We start from the raw sequence: 18672 nt of genomic DNA, 5'->3' as shown, positions 1-18672 counted from the left end.
CCCACCATTGTGGCATGCTAGCGGGACATAAGGAGCTCGGAAACCTCCGAAAACTTCGAACGCGCGTTCGCATTCTGGAACGTTCCGTCGTGCTGCGCCATCCGCATCCGGAAATCCAACGCGCGCCCCGCCAGGAACACAAGGTCCGGAATGTGGGACCAGCGCTCCACGATTCGCGGATCGACAGCCCCGGCGAGCAGGGCGTCGACAATTACGACGGCAGCCGAGTACCCCCTCGGGCGAAGCCGCGCCGAAGGCACAAGATCCGTCAACACGGGCGCGGCATAGCCCGAAAACAGCGTGTGGGAGAGCACGTCCACGTGCGCCACGCACAGCCCCTCAGCACTGGCATCCTCGTGGCCCTTCCACGCACCGCGATCCGCCTCTGCGATCACGTCAGAGCTATCGCGTTCGGGCAGCTCCTGCGCCACCTCGGCCTGCTGCAGCGCGCGCTCCAGCGCAAGCGCCGCCGCCACGGCCTCATCCACGCGGGCCGCCGGCGCACCCGGCGAGAACTCGTTGGCCACGAAGCCAGCCACCACGAAGCGCCCGTCCGTCGCACGCACCGGGCGCGCAACATGCACCCCCTCAAGGTGGTCAGCGATGCGCTCACGCACCTTGCCCGACCACGCCGCCGTCGGCGCAGCCTGCGAAATCACAATGCGCCCAAATTTCTTCGCCTCACCCCAGGCAACATCAGGTGCCGACACCGACTCCCCATCAACCTGAAACGCCGACAACACATGCTCGGGAATAGTCACAGCGCAGCTCGCCTTCCTCTCGTCTGTCTCTACCTACAGCACTTACAACACTGCCGGGCGCGGGTACGGCCACGGGTTCGACCTGCAGGTGTCCTGGTTATCCGGGTACACCTCTTCCTTATCAAAGGAGTACAGCTGCGCATTGTTCAAGCTCAGCGTCTGCTGCATCATCACCGGCGCCAGCACGCCATTTTCCGGGCACGGCTCGTGGTGCGCGAAGCCGAGCGCATGGCCAACCTCGTGATTGATCAGGTACTGGCGGTAGCGACCCAGATCCCCCTCATACGGCGCAGCGCCCCGGACCCAGCGGGCCTCGTTCAAAATGACCGTGTCCTCGCCGGTCACGCGGGTGCGGCAGCTGGTCTCCATTTCAAGGTGCACGCCGCACAGCTCTCGTGTTGTCGCCGCGGACGCGAGCCGAATCTTCAGCGATGGCTCATCGGCCGCCGTGACGTGTTCAAACCGGAAGCGCGGGTCGTTGGTCCAGCCACGGGGGTCGCTCAAGGTGGCGTCGACAAGCGCGGCGACGGCCTCATTGCCCCCGTACAGTGCCGTATCGAGCCCATGCTCCACCTCGACAACAAAGCGAACCGTGAGCTCATCCCCCTTGCCAGCCTGCATCCCAGGGTGGCCAACCTCGTAAAAGGTGCCCTCCCCAGTCTCCGTAAACGGGCCACCCGGCGGCAACTGCAGTACGTCCTGCTGGCCTTCCGGCAGCACACTCACCGTGCGCGAGGCCTCGTCACCGTCAGGCTGCTCGATCGCGCTCTCACCAGCGCTTCCCGCAAACACCTCCCCGTCGGGGTTTTGCAGCATGTTCACAATCACGAACACCGTCAGCACAGCCAACACCGGAATCGCGTAGGCGCGCCACCCGTACTCGCGGGCGAAGCGCACAAGCCGACCCTCCGCTTCCGGGTCTACCGCGGTGAACTCACCGTCGTCCTCAAAGTCCCAATCCTCGAAAACGTCGGTGTCGTGATTGTTCTTCATGGTCGTAAATGTAGCGGGTTTTAACGCATGAACCCAACGGAACGAGCCTGCGCAGAGCCAAGCTCAACGTACGCAATCTTCTCGGTGCGCACCAAGTACTTCTTACCCTTGTCATCCTCCAGCGTCACCGTCGGAGTTTGGTCCTCAATCGCCTGCTTCACCGTATTGAGCACATTCTCATGCCCCTCAGCAATCGCGATGGAGAGCTCACGTGCGGTGTCTGCAAGACCGATCTTGATATCCATATGTTCGTTTCCGTCCTTATCGTTGTTCATCTTTGTTCATCTTCACGGATGTCAATCCATTGTAACGGCCTACAGCTAAGATGAGGGCGTGTCCAAATCAGCTGCTAGAGAACAGTCACCCGATTTTCATGAGCTAGGGGTCGCCGCCGAACTCATCGATGCCCTCGAGAAGCTCGATATCCATCGCACATTTTCCATCCAGGAACTTGCAATCCCCCTCGCGCTCGACGGCCGCGACATCATCGGCCAAGCCCGCACGGGAATGGGCAAAACCTACGGCTTCGGCATCCCGTTGCTCGACCGAGTATTTGACGACGCCACCATCGCCGAACTCGACGGCACACCCCGCGCCCTCGTGGTCGTCCCCACCCGCGAGCTCGCTGTGCAGGTCGGCGACGACCTGGAGCGGGCAGCGAAGTACACCCCGGTGCGCGTCGCCACCATCTACGGCGGGCGGCCCTACCAGGAGCAGATTGACGCACTACACAAGGGCGTCGACGTCGTCGTGGGCACGCCCGGCCGCCTCATCGACCTCTACCACCAGGGCGAACTCCAACTCGGCCACGTCGCGATCCTCGTCCTCGACGAAGCCGACGAGATGCTCGACATGGGCTTTTTGCCCGACATCGAAACGCTGTGGTCCGCCCTACCTGACCAACTGCAAACGATGCTGTTCTCCGCGACCATGCCCGGCCAGATCCTGCAGCTGGCGCGCTCCAAGATGAACACGCCGATCCACATCCGCGCCGAGCAAGGCGAGGAAGCCGCCTCCACCCACGAAAGCACCAAACAGGTCGTGTTCTACGCCCACCACATGGACAAACCCGAGGTGCTCGCGCGCGTCCTGCAGGCCAACGGCCGCGGCAAAACCATCATCTTTACCCGCACGAAGCGCTCCGCCGCGCGCGTCGCAGACGACCTCGGCCAGCGTGGCTTCTCCGTCGGTGCCGTCCACGGCGACCTTGGACAAGGTGCGCGCGAGGCCTCCCTGAACGCCTTCCGCGAAGGGGACGTCGAGATCCTCGTCGCCACCGATGTTGCAGCGCGCGGCATCGACGTCGACGACGTCACCCACGTGATCAACTACCAAGTCCCCGACGACCCAATGACCTACGTCCACCGCATCGGCCGCACCGGGCGCGCAGGCCACTCCGGCACCGCCGTGACCATGGCCGACCTCGACGAAACAGCGAAATGGGAAGCAATCAACGAGGAACTTTCCCTCGACAAGCCCCAGCCCCCAACGTGGTTTTCCACCTCCGAAGAGCTCTTCGAGGCCCTGGACATTCCGGACTCGGCTTTATCCACGGTGGGCAAACCGCGTAAAGTGCTCGGAGCACGCCCGCAACGCTCGGGCGAGAGAACACCCTCCACGAGACGTGGAACGAACCGCTCAGGAAGGAAACGGCGTTGAGTCAGCCCCTACGTCGCACCCGCAACGACTTGATCGCGACCGCAGTCATCACCGCGATCGCAATCATCCTCCTTGCCATCGCGTTTTTCACCGCACCGATCCGCAGCTCTCACCTGGAGCCGGCGGCGGAGGAATATGAGAACGCGGGACGCCTCGCCGTCGTCCCCTCGAAGGTCGAGGAAGCCTTCCGCCTTCCGGACACCTCCCCCGGCGTCCAACCCGTGATCGCTGCAGGCATGATCATCACCTACAACGACGGCACCATCACCGCCACCACGCCAGCCGGCGACACCGCCTGGACCTACAAACGCCCAAACGAGCTATGCCTGCTCGGCCATGCGTGGGACAAGGTCGTCGCCGCATACCGCGACAATGCTGGCTGTGGGGACGTCGTCACGATCAACGCGCTCACCGGCGAGTACGCAGGCACACGCTCCGCCATCGCCCCCGAAGTGATCACACGTGTGCAGTCCAACGACCGCGTCGGCTACGTCAGCTCCCACCGCGTCGAGCTGTGGCGCTCCGACATGGTCAAGACCGTCGAATACGGCTACAACGAGGCCCCGCAGGAGCCGGACATGCAGCCAGAGTCCTGCACCATCAACTCCGCACTGACCCGCACCGACATTATGGCGACCACGGAGTACTGCGACGACGGCCCCAAGCTCAAGTTCCAGAACACCACCCCCGAGGACTCCCGCGAACCCGAGATGTACGAAAGCGTCGACATCTCCGAGAACGCCTACCTCGTCGCGGTGTCCCAGGACGCGGCCGCGATCTACGACCCAGACAGCCACAAAGTCCGCACCTACGACAAGGACGGCAACGACCTCGCCGCCTCCGAAATCCCGCCACTGGACGGCCCGCAGAAGATTGACCAAATTGTCGACGTCCTCCCCGTCGCCGACCTGCCCCACCACATGACGTACCACGAAGGCGACACCCTGCTGCTCATGGAACCCTCCCGCCTGAGCGTTACCGGCGTGTTCCAGGGCGCGCTTGGCACCGGCTTCCCCGCCGGCGAGCGCCTGCTCTACGCCTCCGACACCGGCATCGCCGTCGCCAACTGGGACGACAACAAGGTGGAGAAGATCATCCCCGTCGATCGTGGCGGATACACCGGCCCCGTCTACATCGACTCCGCCGGCACCACGATCGTAGAAAAGCGCGGCGAGGAGATCGTCGTTCTCAACACGAACCTCTCCTAGCGTCGCGCAGCACCCCGATCCCCCGCGCCCGTCGCCTGGTAGCTTTGTTAGCTTCGCTAGCGGCGGGCCTTTTTCAGTTCGTACATCGCCTCTTGGTAGGCCGCTGACGCCGGGTGGAACACCGTAATCAACACGAGCACCGCCGAAAGCGCCGTCGCCGCACTGAGTAGGTGCGCGCCCCCGAGGAACATATAAAACGCCACACCGAGCAGGATCGCCTCGATGAGCACGATCGCGCCCGAGCCCCTTGGCCGTCCCCGCAGCGTCGAGATAGCCACAAACGCGACAAAACCGAAGACGATGGCAAGGAACACCGCCGTGCCCAACGCCACGTAGTGGCTTGCTTCCGCGCTCGATTCAATGCTGCTATCGCTAATGCCTTCAATCTGGGCGTAGATCAGCATGATGATGTAGCCGAGCATCGCCAAGCACTGCAGCAACACGACGACCGCTCCGAACCGCAGCATGCCCGGAACGCCAGGGTGGTCCAATGAGTTTTCTTTGCTGTTCACACAACGGAGTCTAATGATCAGGGCCAGATTCCGACACCAGTTGCGGTGCAGACGATTGCCGATTTGACCTTAGCGAACACATATGTCAGCTAATTATCTTCTTATATATGCAGCTCAGGGCGCTAAGAGCGCTCTATCACAGGAAACTCACACCACATATGAGCGGCAACAATGAATACAATCCATATGATTCCAATCACACTTTTGCCCAGAACCCTAGCGGAAAGCTCAAAACCGTGCCATCATTCTCGAGTAGCAAAAATTACGGGCTGGTTTCACAGCCCTTAACCCCAAGTCACCACAGGGTTAACGCCAGGTCCGGAAGTGGAGTCTCGCGCAACGCGATGCACTCGCCCAGGCAATGGAATCAAACTTAGTTTGCAACACGCCCCCTCAAGGGCGACAAATGTGGTGCGCAAAAATACATAGTCACGACGCATTCTGAACTTGAAGGAGTACTTATTATGGATTGGCGCCACGAAGCCGTTTGCCGCGACGAAGACCCAGAACTCTTCTTCCCTGTCGGCAACTCCGGCCCTGCACTCGCACAGATCGCTGAAGCGAAGCTTGTTTGCAACCGCTGCCCAGTCACTTCCCACTGCATGAAGTGGGCACTGGAAACCGGCCAAGACGCCGGCGTCTGGGGTGGCCTTTCTGAGGAAGAGCGTCGCGCACTGAAGCGCCGCAACAAGGCCCGCGCGCGCAACCGCGCACGCCTGTCGGCCTAAGCTCTACGGCTATTGCCGGTGCCTCTCGCAGAATTTCCTCGGGGGATTTCACCGCACTGCGGCAACAACGATAAACTGAATACTTCGTAACTAGGTTTGCACCTAATTCATCGCTATTTAAAGGAGGCACCATGAGCAAGCGTGGCCGTAAGCGTAAGGACCGTCGCAAGAAGAGCGCGAACCGCGGTAAGCGCCCAAACGCATAAGAACGCGAACACTCCCCATCGGCAAGGACCATGAGTCCACGCCGATGGGGAGTTTTTTCGTGCCCTGGTCCGCTGGCATTGCGGGGTGTTTTGGTTGCCTGTGTGGTGGCTGGGCACCACATTCCTACCGCATGCAGACGCGACCAGCAAGCTCTCGCAACGACGGGCCGCAAAACCCGGAATTAGGTGCGCCACCTGCTGATGCCCCGCGCGCCACTAGAAAATAGTTCCCACGCCCGGGAACCATTTTGCATCTGGGGCCGGTTCCGGTCGACCAGCACCGGCGTTTCTCCAAGTCGCGACGACTGTCTACGAAGATTGTTCCCGGTTTCACTGATCTTCGGGGAACTATCCTGAACCCCGCACAACAACAAAGAAGGGGCCTGTGCCACCAGGAACACTCCCGGTATCACAAGCCCCACGGCCCACTACCCTTTGTTTAGAAGTGCAGACCACCAGACATCGCAGCAGCAACACCACCACCAATTAACAGCAGCAGCACCACAATCGGAGCAACAATCGCCGCGATATTCGTCTCACCAGCAGGCGCACCACTTACATCACCAGCACTCGGTGCTGGACGCTGCGTGGTCAACTGCGAGGACTCATGCTTACCAGCCTTCGCCGTCGTCGTCGGCGCAGTCTGCGCATTGTGCTGCGGTTTACGCGGCGCACCAGCCATCGCATCACCATCAACATCAGCATCCATGACCGCGGCAACATCAAACCGGCCAGCAAACGCCTGCGAACCATCCTCATTGACCACACGCACATCCAACGGCAACGACGACGTCTTGACCACACCCACCGTCACCGGCAACTCCACCGTCGCCTCTCCTTGACCAGCAACCGTGACAACCTGCTCGGCCTTCCCAGACGGGTAGATCACCTCAAGGCGCATCCGGGCTGCATCCAACCCAGGATTTGCAACCTTCAAGCTCACCGTATTCTCACCACGGTGAAGCTGCGGGGAATCAGCAACAGCAACCTTGACAGAACCCTGCGCATCTTCTGCCGCCTGCATCGCTTCCTGCTGGGCAGCCAATGCCTTGGCATCAACCTTGCCACCGGCAGCACCGATCGTGGAGTTGTAATCCTTACCAATCTTGCCGGTGTTAATCATCAAGTTGTCCCAGTCAGCTGGCACACGGTAGTCACCTTTGTAGCAGTCCATGCCTGGCTGGTTGCACACCTCCGGCAGTGGGCCACCGGAGACGGCTTCTTCATCCGAGTAGTTAAAGTGGGTGAACTGGTAGAGGTAGTTCATCACCGAGTAGTAGTTCGGCAGGTAATCCGACTGCGGGACCTCGTTGGCGAACTTCATCGAACCATTATGATTCAACCCCAAGGTGTGGCCCAGCTCGTGCATGATCGTGTTACGCAGCTGATCATCGCTGCGCATACGCTCATGCTTGGCAACATAAAACGAGTTATCCGCAACCAAAGCCAAGCCGGTACCCCAGTGGCCACGCTGCATCTGATCGCCAATAACACCAACGCGGAAGACTGCCGCACGAGCACCCAGCATCGTGTCAATATTCTCGACCAGCTTCATACCAGGCACCGTGCCCTCAAAGTAGTACGGTGCATACGGCTCAGTCTGCCCACCGTGACGAGTCGGGTAGTTGACAATGTTGGTGTACGTATCACCCGCATCAATGTGCAGGTTGACCCCGTACTGATCGAAGCGGTCCACCAGCTGCTGCAAAATATCGCGACTTGGCCGGTAGCTTGCCGTCGACAGCTGCGCACACACATCAGCATCCGCACCCGCCTTATCGCACCCGGCCTGCTGCCACTGCGAATTCATCCAATTAAGCTGCAGGAACAAATCCGGTCGCTCTGGATCAGCACCCCACTCGTTCAGTGGCATGGCCGTACCGTCGCTTAGGGTAACCCCTTCACGCTCCCAGACATCCGGCAGACCGTCACCATCAGAATCAACAGCACTGTCTTGGGTTGTAACCTCCATGTGCATGGCAGCAGTCAACGTTGCGCCAGCATCAATGCGCTCAAACCAACGACCACGCTGGAAGCTGGCCCCTGCCGGATCCACAAACCCAACCTCACCGGCGGCCGTGGTGCGCTGGAACGCATCGGCTACACCAGACGAGGTTGCATTATCGAACGACACCGCAGTCTCATAGCCAAGCTGTGCCGGGGCAACAACAAACTTCCCATCATCATAGGAGCCGGAAAGCCCGACCTGGGAGTTAATCTGATTCGTCAGATCCGCCTGCACAAACGCCGAGGAATCCTTGTTGTTGGTCACCCGCACAATGACATCGACACGGTTGCCATCAAAGCGGTATTCACGCTCGACCGACACACCAGCGCCCTGGTCTTCACCGCGGTAGATGACCACCTGGGTGTTACCATCACGGTGCGTATCCACGTTAAGGCCAGCCTCTAAATCCACCAACGCACCATCGGCACGCAGGTCCACATACAGTGAGGACTCCTGGCTGCCAGCAATGGAGCGGGCATCCGTAAACTTCAACGTCGAAATACGACCCGGCTGTGTTACCGAGTTGTGAAAGACCGCACCCGGCCCGTCAGCGGTCACTGTGACCGACGAGTCAGCAACAGCCATCTCCGCGTGAGCAACCTGTGCACCATTAGCCGCAACGGCCAACACACACGCTGCTACGCATACCTTCCGTGCAATGCTGTTCATCATCGTTGTCACAATCCTTATACCTTCCATCACGCACCACCCAACCGGTGGAACATGAAACCCTTCGTTGTTCTGCCCCCAAGTTTATGCACCGCAACTATACATGGCTAATCAGCCCACAACGCCCCAACCAAACAGGCAAAAACACGCCTACAAAACCCGGATTGTTCAACACATCTAGCCCTACAACCTGCACACATAGCTTAAAAAACACTCAGAAACCATCGCAGCAAACCCAACATGTTCAACAAACCCACCGACACCTGTCGATGGGTGTTCAACAATCAACCCACCCGTATATTATGCGCTCTAGTGCAACAGTGGGTAAGAGAATACTTAACAAATCGGGATTACCAGGCACGACATGTGTCATTCGGCACGTGTCGCCGACGCTGTTAATGCACAACCTTTTTATACCTAAAACCTTTCGTGGTCTGGTGTAGCCAAACTTAGGCCCTATGGATGCGTTAGGCAGACCTTTTCGTGATCGTTGAACAGTTACTACCCCCGTGTTTTACCCCCGTTGGGTTGGGTCGAAAGTATGAAAGGCCCGAACCAGCATGATGCTTGTACTGGTTCGGGCCCGGCAAACAACGCCAACACGCGGCATTTAACGCCGCTGAATACGCACCTCTGTGTAGGAAATTGAGGTGATAATCCGCTCCCTCAATACCCGTGGCGCGTGGGCCTGCCCGCAGCAGTCGCGCACAAGGCCACGGATCGCTTCCTCCGATTCAAGCTGGCGGAGGCAGTCAGGGCAGCTCGCTAATTCTTTTCGGATGGCGGCCACGCGCTCAGGTGGCGTGTCCGGCTGGAACAGCTCGCACAGCAGCTGGTGCATGCCGCGGCAGTCAGTTTCGCTTGCGTGGTTATGTTCTGTTGCCATTACTTCTCCTCCACCTTCTGCTGCTTCAACTCCGCCATATCCGCATGGTCGAGCCCGATGCCCTGTTCATGTGCCACGTCTTTCAACATCTCGCGCAATTGTTTTCTTCCACGGTGCAGTCGGCTCATGACGGTCCCCAGCGGAATGTCCATCACTTCGGCGATTTCCTTGTACGCCATGCCTTCGACGTCCGCGTAGTAGACCACCATGCGGTAGTCCTCATTCAGCGCGTTGAGCGCTTCGCTGATCCGCGAGTTCGGCATCGCCTTGAGCGCCTCAACCTCCGCTGATTCGAGGCCGGTCGAATCGTGCGAGCTTGTGGTGTACAGCTGGTGGTCGGTCACGTCCTCGGCCGAGGTTTCCAGTGGTCGGCGCTTCTTCTTTCTGTAGGAGTTGATGTACGTGTTCGTCATGATTCGGTACATCCACGCCTTCAGGTTGGTGCCTGGTTTGAAGCTGTCGAATGCGTTGTACGCCTTCAAGAAGGTCTCTTGCACGAGGTCTTCGGCGTCTTGGGGGTTGCGGGTCATCCGCAGCGCGCCGCCGTAGAGCTGGTCTAGCAGCGGCATCGCTTCCTCAGTAAAGCGTGTTTTGAGGTCTGTTTCGGCCATAGGGGCCATTGTAGCCAGCCGGGCGCGCGACGTAGCATCGTCTGTATGCAACGAACTCGTGCTTTGAGAGTTGTGGCGAAGACTCCTCATAAGGTGTTGGAGTACGCCGCGAGCCAGGATAATTTCGGTGAGCATTCGGCCCATGAGCTGGGACTTGATCCTACGACGGTGCTCAAGACGCTGGTGGTGTCGAATGTGCAGGACCCGAAGAAGCTCGCTCTGTGCTGCGTGCCGGTCTCTGGGCACCTGAGTTTGAAGGCAGCAGCGAAGGCGCTGGGGTGGAAGAAGGCTGCGATGGCGGAGCTCACCCAGGCTGAGCACGCCACGGGCTATGTCGTGGGTGGCATCTCGCCGTTGGGCACGCTCAAGAGGCTCCCAGTGCTTCTCGACGCCACCATCGAATCCCTCGACGCCATCACCGTCTCCGCCGGTCAGCGGGGGCTATCCGTGCAACTGGCCCCGGGTGACCTGGCGAAGCTGACGTCCGGGAAGTTCGCGCCGATCGGCGCCTAGATCGGTTGGATGAGCTCGGGCGAATCGTTTCGGACGTTGCCCACCTCGCGCCCAACCGCATGCCATTGCAGCTGCGGTGCCACGCGCGAGGGAGAGATGAGCTCTTGGGCCTCTTCTGTTGTGCCTTGTGTCCACTGCTCGATTTCCTCAGGCAAGAGGAACAGCGGGAGCCGGTGGTGTAGCCACGCGATGCGCTCGGCGGCGTCGGTGGTGACCATTGTCGTCGAAAGCCGGTTAGCGCCGGTGTCCCACAGTGCGGCGGCGACGAGCATCCCGGACTCCGGGGTGACGTAGTAGGGCTGTTTTTCGTGCCATTCGTAGTAGCCGTCGAGAAGCATGATGCCGCGCTGCGAGCGCATTGCGCTACGGAACGACGGCTTCTCCGCGACGGTCTCCCCGCGCGCGTTGAACAGTGGCGGGCCGGAGTCGTCGCGCTTCCAGCTCGGGAGAAGGCCCCAGCGCGCGGCTTGGACGAGCGCCTCGTGTTCGTGGAAGCGCACGATGGGTACTTGGTGCGTCGGCGCGACGTTGTAGCGGGCGGGTGGCGTGCCGTCGGGCGCTACAACTTCGCGCACGCCTGGGAGAGAGCCGACGAATCCGAGGAGTTGCTCGCCGGTGCTAAACAAAACGAAACGGCCACACATTCCTCCATTATGATGTACGGCATGACTGACTTGTGGCCAGCCCCCTCCGTTGCCGACCCCGTCCGCGCCACACTCGCGCTGCCGGGGTCGAAATCCATGACGAACCGCGCCTATATTCTCGCGGCGCTGGCCTCCAGCCCGTCGACGCTCGTCGGGGCGCTGCGCTCCCGCGACACCGACCTCATGGAGGCGGCCCTGGCTGCCCTCGGCGTACAGTTCACCCACGACGGCGACACCGTCCACGTCCAGCCAGCACCGCTGCGCGGCGGCGACATCAACTGCGGCCTGGCAGGCACCGTGATGCGCTTCGTGCCACCAGTGGCGGCGTTCGCGCACGGCACCACCCGCTTCGACGGCGACCCGCACGCTCGCACCCGGCCGATGGGCACCATCCTGGATGCGCTGCGCCAGCTCGGCGCCGATATCGACGGGGAGCGCCTCCCCTTCACTGTCCACGGCACCGGCACTGTCGCAGGCGGGGACGTCAGCATTGACGCCTCCGGGTCTTCCCAGTTCGTCTCCGGACTGCTGCTTGCCGCGGCGCGCTTCGAGCAAGGCGTCACCATCACCCACACGGGCGACTCGCTGCCATCCATGCCGCATATTGATATGACGGTGGCAATGCTGCGCGAAGCGGGCGTCGAGACGCAGTGTGAGGACGCGACCTGGCACGTCGCCCCGCAGGAGATCCGCGGGAGGCGCTGGGAGATTGAGCCGGACCTGTCGAACGCGACGCCGTTTTTGGCCGCCGCTGCCATCACCGGCGGCGAGGTGCGCATCGAGCACTGGCCAACGCAGACGACGCAGGCTGGCGACGTAATCCGCGACATCCTGGCGCAAATGGGCTGCGAGGTCGAACTTTCCGGCAACTCACTGCGCGTGCAGGGCCCGACCCCGGGCGCCCTGCAAGGCATCAGACTAGACATGGGAGACATCGGCGAGCTCACCCCGACCGTCGCGGCGCTGGCCACGCAGGCGGCGACCCCATCGGAGCTGACCGGCATCGCGCACCTGCGCGGGCATGAAACGGACCGGCTGGCGGCGCTCACCACCGAAATCAACAGGCTTGGCGGCGCTTGCAAAGAGCTTGACGACGGCCTCCGTATCCACCCACAGCCCCTCCACGGCGGCACGTGGCACTCCTACGACGACCACCGCATGGCCACCGCCGGCGCCATCATCGGCCTGACCACCCCGGGTGTGCAGGTGGAAAACATCGCAACGACGGCAAAGACCCTGCCCGACTTCCCCACGATGTGGCACACCGCACTCCAGCACGAAGAAGCATAGAAAGAACCCCATGGCACGCCGCAAGTTCAGCGATTACGACGAATCCGACGTCCGCGTCCGGCCCGGCCGCGGCTCGCGCCCCCGCACCAAGGACCGCCCCTCCTACGAGGACGCGCTCACCGGGATGGTGGTCACGAAGGATAGGGGGCGCTGGGGTGTCATGCTGGATAACGGCACGCTGGTTGCCTGCATGCGAGCGCGCCACCTGAAGCGCACCAGCATCGAGGTCGGCGACCGAGTCAGCGTCGTGGGTGATACCAGCGGGCGCAAGGACACGCTCGCCCGCATCGTGCTGCGCGCCGACCGCACCTCGGTCCTGCGCCGCACCGCGGACGACACCGACCCCTTCGAGCGTGTCGTCGTCGCCAACGCGGAGCTGTTGCTCATCGTGGTCGCCGCCGCCGACCCGCCGCCACGCACCGGGCTTGTGGAGCGCGCGCTCATCGCCGCATTCGTCGGCGGGGTGCGCCCCATTGTCTGCATGACAAAAACGGACCTCGCGCGCCCCGACGAGTTCATCGCAGAAATCAAGGACCTCAACGTCGAAGTCCTCACCGTAGGTATCGACGACCCCCTCGACCAACTCACACAACGCCTCAACGACCACGTATCGGCCTGCGTCGGCCACTCCGGCGTGGGCAAGTCGACACTGGTCAACCGCCTCGTCCCGGACGCGCAACGCGAAACCGGCGACGTCTCCGGCGTGGGCAAAGGCCGCCACACCTCAACGCAGTCCGTGGCGCTCGATCTTCCGGGCGGCGGCTGGATCATCGACACACCGGGCATCCGCTCGTTCGGCCTGGCGCACGTCTCCCCCGACCAAGTAATCGACGTCTTCCCCGAGCTCGCCGAGGCAGCCCAGGATTGCCCGCGCGGCTGCACGCACGCCCGCCCACGGACCCGGAGTGCGCCTGGGACGCCTTCGAGGGAGGGGCGCTGTCGCGCCGCGTCGCCGCCGTGCGACGCCTACTCAGCGCGCTGCGCTCCAACAACGAGTGGGATCTAAAGCAGCTCGACGAGGAACGGTAACTCGCTGACGTCGTAAAACGCCAGGTAATTGTCCTGCGCGTCCCCGACGGCCAGCTCCGCGTCCTCGTCCCCGAGGTCTGCGGCGTCGATGTGTTCGATGGCCTTCGCCGTCGCCGCTTCTGCCTCCGCCAGGTCGATATGGATCGCCGCAACGTCCTCCAGCGCCACCGGCCCAGACACCCGCACGACGGAGTCCCCCATGTCATCGGCTTCCTCGGCGTCCACGTCCGCGGAGATCACCACGCGGCGGTGCGGGAACCGATCCTGGTCACCAATCGCCAGCAGACGGATGGAGGCCAGCGCGGCGTCGTCAAACGCTACTGCCTCGATCTCCTCCTCATCGCCGGAGGTGAAGAACTCGCGCAGCGCCGTCGTCGCGGCGAAGCCCCACCCGTTGCGCGGGTGCAGCACCTTGTCTGCGGCGAGTCCCTCTACCATGGAGAACGTCGCGGGGATGTAGACACGCATTAAAACTCTCCCTCGATATTGAACAGCGTCTGGATCTCTACCGCGGTGCGGTCAAACGCCGTGTGCAAAATCGCGATCATGCCGCACTCGACGGCCGAGCGGACGTTCATGATGTCGTCGTCGATCATGACGCAGTCATTGAGCGGAATATCCAGCGCATCCGCCGCGGCCTGGAATGCTGCCGGGGACGGCTTCTCCGCACCAATGTCGCCGGAGAGCACCACCGCATCCACGACACCGCGGAACTCCCAGTCCCGCACCGCGTCCGCCATTTGGCCCTCGGATTCCTCGTTGGACAAAATGCCTACGGCCTTGTCTTTCTCCTTCACAGCCTCAATCAGCTGCTGCCAGCGGCGCTGGTCCTCCGGGTCCTGGTCCAACACACCTGCGTAGTCAATAATGAGTCCCTGCATTTGGACGCCTCAATTCCTGTACTTCGTTTTCGGTTCTTCTGCAGTGCACACCAAAGTGCGCAAATTCTTCTAGCGCCCTCACGGCGCGAACGTGCACAATACTACCTACCAGCACCCCGCACCGTGCACAACGATACGAAAGGACCCCGCCGTGACCTACTACCCCGCCCCTGGCCACCAGCACGTTCAACTGCTCGTTCCCTCCCCGAAGCGCTCCGGACGCGCAGCGGAAACGCGCCGCCGCCAAGCACGGTACTCACCCAGCGACCCTCGCCGCACCGGATCCAACGTCGCCCCGCTCGTGCGCACAGCGCTCGCAGCAAGCTTCGGAGCCACAAACCTCCGTGCACTGCGCGCCGACCGCTTTTCCACGGCCGCCCGCACCAACGTCCGCGCCTACCGTCGCTTCCAGCAACAACACGCGGGCCCGCCGCGCATCGTCACCTGCCACGCCCGCGACGGCGGCGAGTTCTTCGGCACCGTCGCTACAGGGCAAAAGCGCTTCGGGTTCGTGGCAAAAATGGACAACGGCCGACTGGTGTCCTTCAAGATTCTCTAAGGAACACCAACCGGCCGGGGCGTGCAGGACGAGGTTAGGCCTGCGCCGTCTCGTCTTCTGCCGACTCGAACTGCTTGCGCATCATGAAGAGTTGACGCACCGTCTCTTCCTGGATCGCCTCATTCATCGCGTTGAACATGTCGCCGCCCTCCTTCTGGTACTCGACCAGCGGGTCGCGCTGCGCCATCGCACGCAGGCCGATGCCCTCCTTGAGGTAATCCATCTCGTAGAGGTGCTCACGCCACTTCGTATCGATGATCGGCAGGATCACCATACGCTCCACGTTGCGCATCTGCTCCTCGCCGCCGATCTCGGCAACGTTCGCCTCGAGCTGATCGTACTGCGCCTGGGCGTCGTCGATGAGTGCCTCGCGCAGCTGCTCAGCGGTGAGCTCGCCCGGCTTGCCGTACTCGTCGCCGTCGATAAGCTCCTGGGCCGTCTTCGACGGGCCGTACAGGGACTCGAGTGCGTGCCAGAGTTCCTGCAGGTCCCAGTCCTCGACGTAGCCCTCCATCGTCGCGCCATCCACGTACGCGCCGACAGTCGAGCTGATCATGCGGCGGACCTGATCCTTGATGTCCTTCGACGCCAAGATCTCCTGGCGCTCACCGTAGACCACCTTGCGCTGCTCGTTGAGCACCTCGTCGTACTTCAGGACGTTCTTACGCATCTCGAAGTTCTGGTTCTCAACCTGCGACTGCGCGCCCTTAATCGCATTCGACACCATCTTCGCCTCAATCGGAACATCGTCCGGAACGTTGAGGCGGTTCATCATGTTTTCCATCGACTGGCCAACGAAGCGAACCATGAGCTCGTCGCGCATCGACAGGTAGAAACGGGTCTCACCCGGGTCACCCTGACGGCCAGAACGGCCACGCAGCTGGTTATCAATGCGACGAGACTCGTGGCGCTCCGTACCGATCACGTACAGGCCACCGGCCTCACGCACTTCGTCGCCGAGCTGCTTCGAGCGCTCCTTCGCCTTCGGCAGCTGCTCGTTCCACGCCTCCTGGTAGCGCTCCTCATCCTCGAACGGGTCGAGGCCCTGCTCCTGCAGCTTCGCATCCAACAGAATTTCCGGGTTGCCACCCAGCACGATATCCGTACCGCGACCAGCCATGTTCGTAGAGACCGTCACCTTCGCCGGCAGACCAGCCTCCGCGATAATGCGGCCTTCTTCCTCGTGGTGCTTCGCGTTGAGCACATTGTGCTTAATGCCCTTGCGCGTCAGCAGCTGCGAGAGGTACTCCGAGCGCTCCACCGAGGTGGTACCGACCAGCACCGGCTGGCCCTTCTCGACGTGCTCCGCAATATCCTCCGCAACAGCGGCGAACTTCGCTTCCTGCGTCTTGTAGATCAGGTCGTCGCGGTCCACGCGCTGGTTCGGGCGGTTCGGTGGAATCTGTACAACGTCCATCTTGTAGATCTGGTGCAGCTCCGCCGCCTCAGTCTCAGCGGTACCGGTCATGCCAGCCAGCTTGTCGTAGAGACGGAAGTAGTTCTGCAGCGTCACCGTCGCCAGCGTCTGGTTCTCGTTCTTGATCTCGACGTTTTCCTTCGCCTCGATCGCCTGGTGCATACCCTCGTTGTAGCGACGGCCCGCCAGCACGCGACCCGTGAAGCTATCGACGATCATGACCTCACCCTGGCGGATGATGTAGTCCTTATCGCGCTCGAAGAGTTCCTTCGCCTTAATAGCGTTATTCAGGTAGCTCACCAGCTGCGAGTGCTCAGGCGCGTACAGGTTGTCAATGCCCAGCTGGTCCTCGACGAACTCCACGCCTTCCTCGGAGATACCAATGGTGCGCTTGCGGTGGTCCACTTCGTAGTGGATGCCCTCGCGCATACGCGGTGCGAGCTGCGCGAACACGGTGTAGAACTGGCTGGAGCCATCAACCGGGCCGGAAATAATCAGCGGGGTACGGGCTTCGTCGATAAGAATCGAGTCAACCTCGTCCACGATGGCGAAGTTGTGGCCGCGCTGCACCATGTCGTTGACCGAACGGGTCATGTTGTCACGCAGGTAGTCGAAGCCGAGTTCGTTGTTGGTGCCGTACGTAATCGCCGCGTCGTACGCCTTCTTGCGCTCCTGCGGGCGCATGTCGGACAGGATCACACCCACGTCGAGCCCCAGGAAGTGGTGGACACGACCCATCATCTCGGCGTCACGCTTTGCCAAGTAGTCGTTGACGGTAACAATGTGCACGCCCTTGCCGCTCAAACCATTGAGGTAGGCAGGCAGCACCGAGGTCAGGGTCTTACCTTCACCAGTTTTCATCTCGGCGACGGAACCGAAGTGGAGCGCGGCACCGCCCATGATCTGCACCTTGTAGTGCTTCTGCCCCAGCACGCGCCAGGATGCTTCGCGGGCTGTCGCGAACGCATCGAGCAAAATGTCGTCGAGCGAAGCGCCGTCGGCAATCTTTTGCTTAAACTCTTCCGTTTTGGCCTTCAACTCGTCATCTGTGAGTGCCGCGTACTCGTCATCGAGATCCATGACTTGATCAGCGATCTTCGAGAGGCGTTTTACCATACGCCCTTCACCCGCACGCAGCAGTTTCGACAGTCCAAACACGTTTCTAGAATCCTTCAAAAGTTAGAAAAACAAAGCGATCACGCCAGCTCTACGCGCTGCTTTTATGTACCAATCGGCCATTGTACGCACGCGTCAACGAAAACAGGCAATCACAACTGGTGGAATCAATAAGAAAAGAATGTGAAAACGCCGCCCGCCCGTACAAGCTTTTTGCTTACACAAGCAGGCGACGAATCATACAGTGACGACGCTACTTCTCGTCGTTTGCCTTGACCTCATCTTCTGGAGCCAGGGTGATCAGACCGTAGTCGTATGCGTGGCGGCGGTAGACCACTGCTGGACGCTTCGACTCTTCATCGATGAAGAGGTAGAAGTCGTGGCCAACCAGCTCCATCTCGGAGAGCGCCTCATCGACGCTGATCGGGGTATCCGGGTGCAGCTTGCGACGCACAACCTGGCCGAGCGGGGCATCCTCAAAGGTGCCAGCGTACGGGTCAGTGTCGTACTGGCCCTCCGCTTGCTTTGCGCGAGCATCCTCTGCCTCGTGCGCAAGCTCAGCTGCGATTTCGCCGGTGGACTTCGGTGCGCGGTGGCCGGAACGAGCAATCTCGCGGCGGACCTTCACCTTACGCAAGGAGCGCTCCAGCTTACCCAGCGCGGACTCAAGCGCTGCGTAGAAGCTGTCTTCCTTGGCTTCCGCACGTGCCAGGTGGCCCTTGCCGGTCGCAGTAATCTGCACGCGCTGTGCCTGTGCCTCACGACGAGGGTTCGGCTCGTGCTGCAGCTCAACATGGAAGAACGTCAACGTTGGATCAAGCTTCTCAATCTTGGCGAGCTTGGCGTTGACGCGCTCTTGGAAATGCTCTGGGACCTCGACGTTACGGCCAGTAATCGTAACCTGGGCTGCTGGTGCGAATCCGTCGGTGTGCTCTGCAGAAGTCATCTGCTTCCTCCCTAGCGTTGTTGGAACTGGGTCTAT

At 61.4% G+C, this 18672-nt stretch carries 19 protein-coding genes and 1 pseudogene; 8 read left to right on the top strand and 12 right to left on the bottom strand.

Annotated elements, in window-relative coordinates:
• Positions 1–17 precede the first annotated feature (17 nt).
• From R0V12_RS09070 to R0V12_RS09060, 3 genes are read right to left on the bottom strand one after another with little or no spacing between them, the layout of a single operon-like run.
• On the bottom strand, positions 18–761 hold the full coding sequence (locus R0V12_RS09070; RefSeq protein ID WP_070362933.1) for a hypothetical protein: 744 nt from the start codon (positions 759–761) through the stop codon (positions 18–20).
• Positions 762–803: 42 nt separating this feature from the next.
• Positions 804–1754 (bottom strand): DUF3152 domain-containing protein, encoded by a 951-nt coding sequence (locus R0V12_RS09065; RefSeq protein ID WP_256021669.1) that lies wholly within the window; start codon positions 1752–1754, stop codon positions 804–806.
• 20 nt (positions 1755–1774) lie between these two features.
• On the bottom strand, positions 1775–2029 hold the full coding sequence (locus R0V12_RS09060; RefSeq protein ID WP_240492734.1) for a DUF3107 domain-containing protein: 255 nt from the start codon (positions 2027–2029) through the stop codon (positions 1775–1777).
• A 58-nt stretch (positions 2030–2087) separates the two neighbouring features.
• Here R0V12_RS09060 and R0V12_RS09055 point away from each other — a divergent pair, with 58 nt between their 5' ends.
• Positions 2088–3413: a DEAD/DEAH box helicase gene (locus R0V12_RS09055; RefSeq protein ID WP_284804222.1), complete on the top strand. Its 1326-nt coding sequence runs from the start codon at positions 2088–2090 to the stop codon at positions 3411–3413.
• On the top strand, positions 3410–4621 hold the full coding sequence (locus R0V12_RS09050; protein WP_256021666.1) for an Rv3212 family protein: 1212 nt from the start codon (positions 3410–3412) through the stop codon (positions 4619–4621). Before R0V12_RS09055 ends, R0V12_RS09050 begins: the two co-directional genes overlap by 4 nt.
• 56 nt (positions 4622–4677) lie before the next feature.
• Here the strand turns inward: R0V12_RS09050 and R0V12_RS09045 are convergent, their stop codons facing one another.
• On the bottom strand, positions 4678–5133 hold the full coding sequence (locus tag R0V12_RS09045; protein ID WP_240492735.1) for a hypothetical protein: 456 nt from the start codon (positions 5131–5133) through the stop codon (positions 4678–4680).
• 464 nt (positions 5134–5597) lie between these two features.
• Between R0V12_RS09045 and R0V12_RS09040 the strand changes: the two genes are divergently transcribed.
• Together R0V12_RS09040 and R0V12_RS11545 are read left to right on the top strand one after the other, a co-directional pair.
• Positions 5598–5861, top strand: a complete 264-nt coding sequence (locus R0V12_RS09040) for a WhiB family transcriptional regulator (protein ID WP_070362936.1) — start codon at positions 5598–5600, stop codon at positions 5859–5861.
• A 131-nt stretch (positions 5862–5992) separates the two neighbouring features.
• Entirely contained in the window at positions 5993–6067 is a 75-nt protein-coding gene (locus R0V12_RS11545) for a 50S ribosomal protein bL37 (protein WP_100227335.1), read from the top strand.
• Between the two features lie 439 nt (positions 6068–6506).
• Here R0V12_RS11545 and R0V12_RS09035 read toward each other — a convergent pair whose 3' ends face one another.
• From R0V12_RS09035 to R0V12_RS09025, 3 genes are all read right to left on the bottom strand, one after another.
• Positions 6507–8747 carry a hypothetical protein gene (locus R0V12_RS09035; protein ID WP_320072497.1) on the bottom strand — a complete coding sequence of 747 codons (2241 nt, stop codon included), beginning with the start codon at positions 8745–8747 and terminating at the stop codon, positions 6507–6509.
• A gap of 607 nt (positions 8748–9354) precedes the next feature.
• Positions 9355–9630 carry a hypothetical protein gene (locus R0V12_RS09030; RefSeq protein WP_311475231.1) on the bottom strand — a complete coding sequence of 92 codons (276 nt, stop codon included), beginning with the start codon at positions 9628–9630 and terminating at the stop codon, positions 9355–9357.
• Positions 9630–10241, bottom strand: a complete 612-nt coding sequence (locus tag R0V12_RS09025) for a sigma-70 family RNA polymerase sigma factor (protein WP_176754820.1) — start codon at positions 10239–10241, stop codon at positions 9630–9632. The genes R0V12_RS09030 and R0V12_RS09025 overlap by 1 nt, the downstream gene beginning before the upstream one ends.
• A gap of 45 nt (positions 10242–10286) precedes the next feature.
• On the opposite strand from R0V12_RS09025, the gene ybaK reads away from it, so the two are divergent.
• Positions 10287–10754, top strand: coding sequence for a Cys-tRNA(Pro) deacylase (gene ybaK, locus R0V12_RS09020; RefSeq protein WP_320072496.1), 468 nt, complete (start codon positions 10287–10289; stop codon positions 10752–10754).
• Here the strand turns inward: ybaK and R0V12_RS09015 are convergent.
• Entirely contained in the window at positions 10751–11398 is a 648-nt protein-coding gene (locus R0V12_RS09015; protein ID WP_320072495.1) for an SOS response-associated peptidase, read from the bottom strand. The genes ybaK and R0V12_RS09015 overlap by 4 nt on opposite strands.
• Before the next feature lie 21 nt (positions 11399–11419).
• Between R0V12_RS09015 and aroA the strand changes: the two genes are divergently transcribed.
• On the top strand, positions 11420–12688 hold the full coding sequence (gene aroA, locus R0V12_RS09010) for a 3-phosphoshikimate 1-carboxyvinyltransferase (RefSeq protein ID WP_320072494.1): 1269 nt from the start codon (positions 11420–11422) through the stop codon (positions 12686–12688).
• Between the two features lie 10 nt (positions 12689–12698).
• Positions 12699–13717: pseudogene (gene rsgA / locus R0V12_RS09005) on the top strand (ribosome small subunit-dependent GTPase A).
• Here the strand turns inward: rsgA and R0V12_RS09000 are convergent.
• Positions 13691–14185 (bottom strand): DUF6912 family protein, encoded by a 495-nt coding sequence (locus R0V12_RS09000; protein ID WP_070362942.1) that lies wholly within the window; start codon positions 14183–14185, stop codon positions 13691–13693. The pseudogene rsgA and the gene R0V12_RS09000 sit on opposite strands and share 27 nt — an antisense overlap.
• Positions 14185–14598, bottom strand: coding sequence for an HAD family hydrolase (locus tag R0V12_RS08995; protein WP_070975921.1), 414 nt, complete (start codon positions 14596–14598; stop codon positions 14185–14187). Before R0V12_RS08995 ends, R0V12_RS09000 begins: the two co-directional genes overlap by 1 nt.
• A gap of 151 nt (positions 14599–14749) precedes the next feature.
• Here R0V12_RS08995 and R0V12_RS08990 point away from each other — a divergent pair, with 151 nt between their 5' ends.
• Positions 14750–15157 (top strand): hypothetical protein, encoded by a 408-nt coding sequence (locus tag R0V12_RS08990; RefSeq protein WP_071572687.1) that lies wholly within the window; start codon positions 14750–14752, stop codon positions 15155–15157.
• 34 nt (positions 15158–15191) lie between these two features.
• Here R0V12_RS08990 and secA read toward each other — a convergent pair whose 3' ends face one another.
• Both secA and hpf read right to left on the bottom strand, forming a co-directional pair.
• Positions 15192–17732: a preprotein translocase subunit SecA gene (secA, locus tag R0V12_RS08985; RefSeq protein ID WP_071572688.1), complete on the bottom strand. Its 2541-nt coding sequence runs from the start codon at positions 17730–17732 to the stop codon at positions 15192–15194.
• A gap of 211 nt (positions 17733–17943) precedes the next feature.
• Complete coding sequence (gene hpf / locus R0V12_RS08980) at positions 17944–18636, bottom strand: ribosome hibernation-promoting factor, HPF/YfiA family (RefSeq protein WP_070362946.1); 693 nt, start codon at positions 18634–18636, stop codon at positions 17944–17946.
• Positions 18637–18672 lie beyond the last annotated feature (36 nt).

Source organism: Corynebacterium sp. UMB2355A (assembly GCF_033877495.1).
GTDB classification, from domain to species: Bacteria; Actinomycetota; Actinomycetes; order Mycobacteriales; family Mycobacteriaceae; genus Corynebacterium; species Corynebacterium pseudogenitalium.
Note: the sequence above shows the minus strand (reverse complement) of the source record. Positions and strands in the feature narration are given on the sequence as shown.

What these genes read in the sequence shown, in the direction of transcription:
- R0V12_RS09065 (WP_256021669.1), bottom strand. Translation starts at nt 1,754, where the DNA reads ATGAAGAACAATCACGACACCGACGTTTTCGAGGATTGGGACTTTGAG.
- R0V12_RS09060 (WP_240492734.1), bottom strand. Translation starts at nt 2,029, where the DNA reads ATGAACAACGATAAGGACGGAAACGAACATATGGATATCAAGATCGGT.
- R0V12_RS09040 (WP_070362936.1), top strand. Translation starts at nt 5,598, where the DNA reads ATGGATTGGCGCCACGAAGCCGTTTGCCGCGACGAAGACCCAGAACTC.
- R0V12_RS09035 (WP_320072497.1), bottom strand. Translation starts at nt 8,747, where the DNA reads ATGATGAACAGCATTGCACGGAAGGTATGCGTAGCAGCGTGTGTGTTG.
- R0V12_RS09030 (WP_311475231.1), bottom strand. Translation starts at nt 9,630, where the DNA reads ATGGCAACAGAACATAACCACGCAAGCGAAACTGACTGCCGCGGCATG.
- R0V12_RS09025 (WP_176754820.1), bottom strand. Translation starts at nt 10,241, where the DNA reads ATGGCCGAAACAGACCTCAAAACACGCTTTACTGAGGAAGCGATGCCG.
- ybaK (WP_320072496.1), top strand. Translation starts at nt 10,287, where the DNA reads ATGCAACGAACTCGTGCTTTGAGAGTTGTGGCGAAGACTCCTCATAAG.
- R0V12_RS09015 (WP_320072495.1), bottom strand. Translation starts at nt 11,398, where the DNA reads ATGTGTGGCCGTTTCGTTTTGTTTAGCACCGGCGAGCAACTCCTCGGA.
- aroA (WP_320072494.1), top strand. Translation starts at nt 11,420, where the DNA reads ATGACTGACTTGTGGCCAGCCCCCTCCGTTGCCGACCCCGTCCGCGCC.
- R0V12_RS09000 (WP_070362942.1), bottom strand. Translation starts at nt 14,185, where the DNA reads ATGCGTGTCTACATCCCCGCGACGTTCTCCATGGTAGAGGGACTCGCC.
- R0V12_RS08995 (WP_070975921.1), bottom strand. Translation starts at nt 14,598, where the DNA reads ATGCAGGGACTCATTATTGACTACGCAGGTGTGTTGGACCAGGACCCG.
- hpf (WP_070362946.1), bottom strand. Translation starts at nt 18,636, where the DNA reads ATGACTTCTGCAGAGCACACCGACGGATTCGCACCAGCAGCCCAGGTT.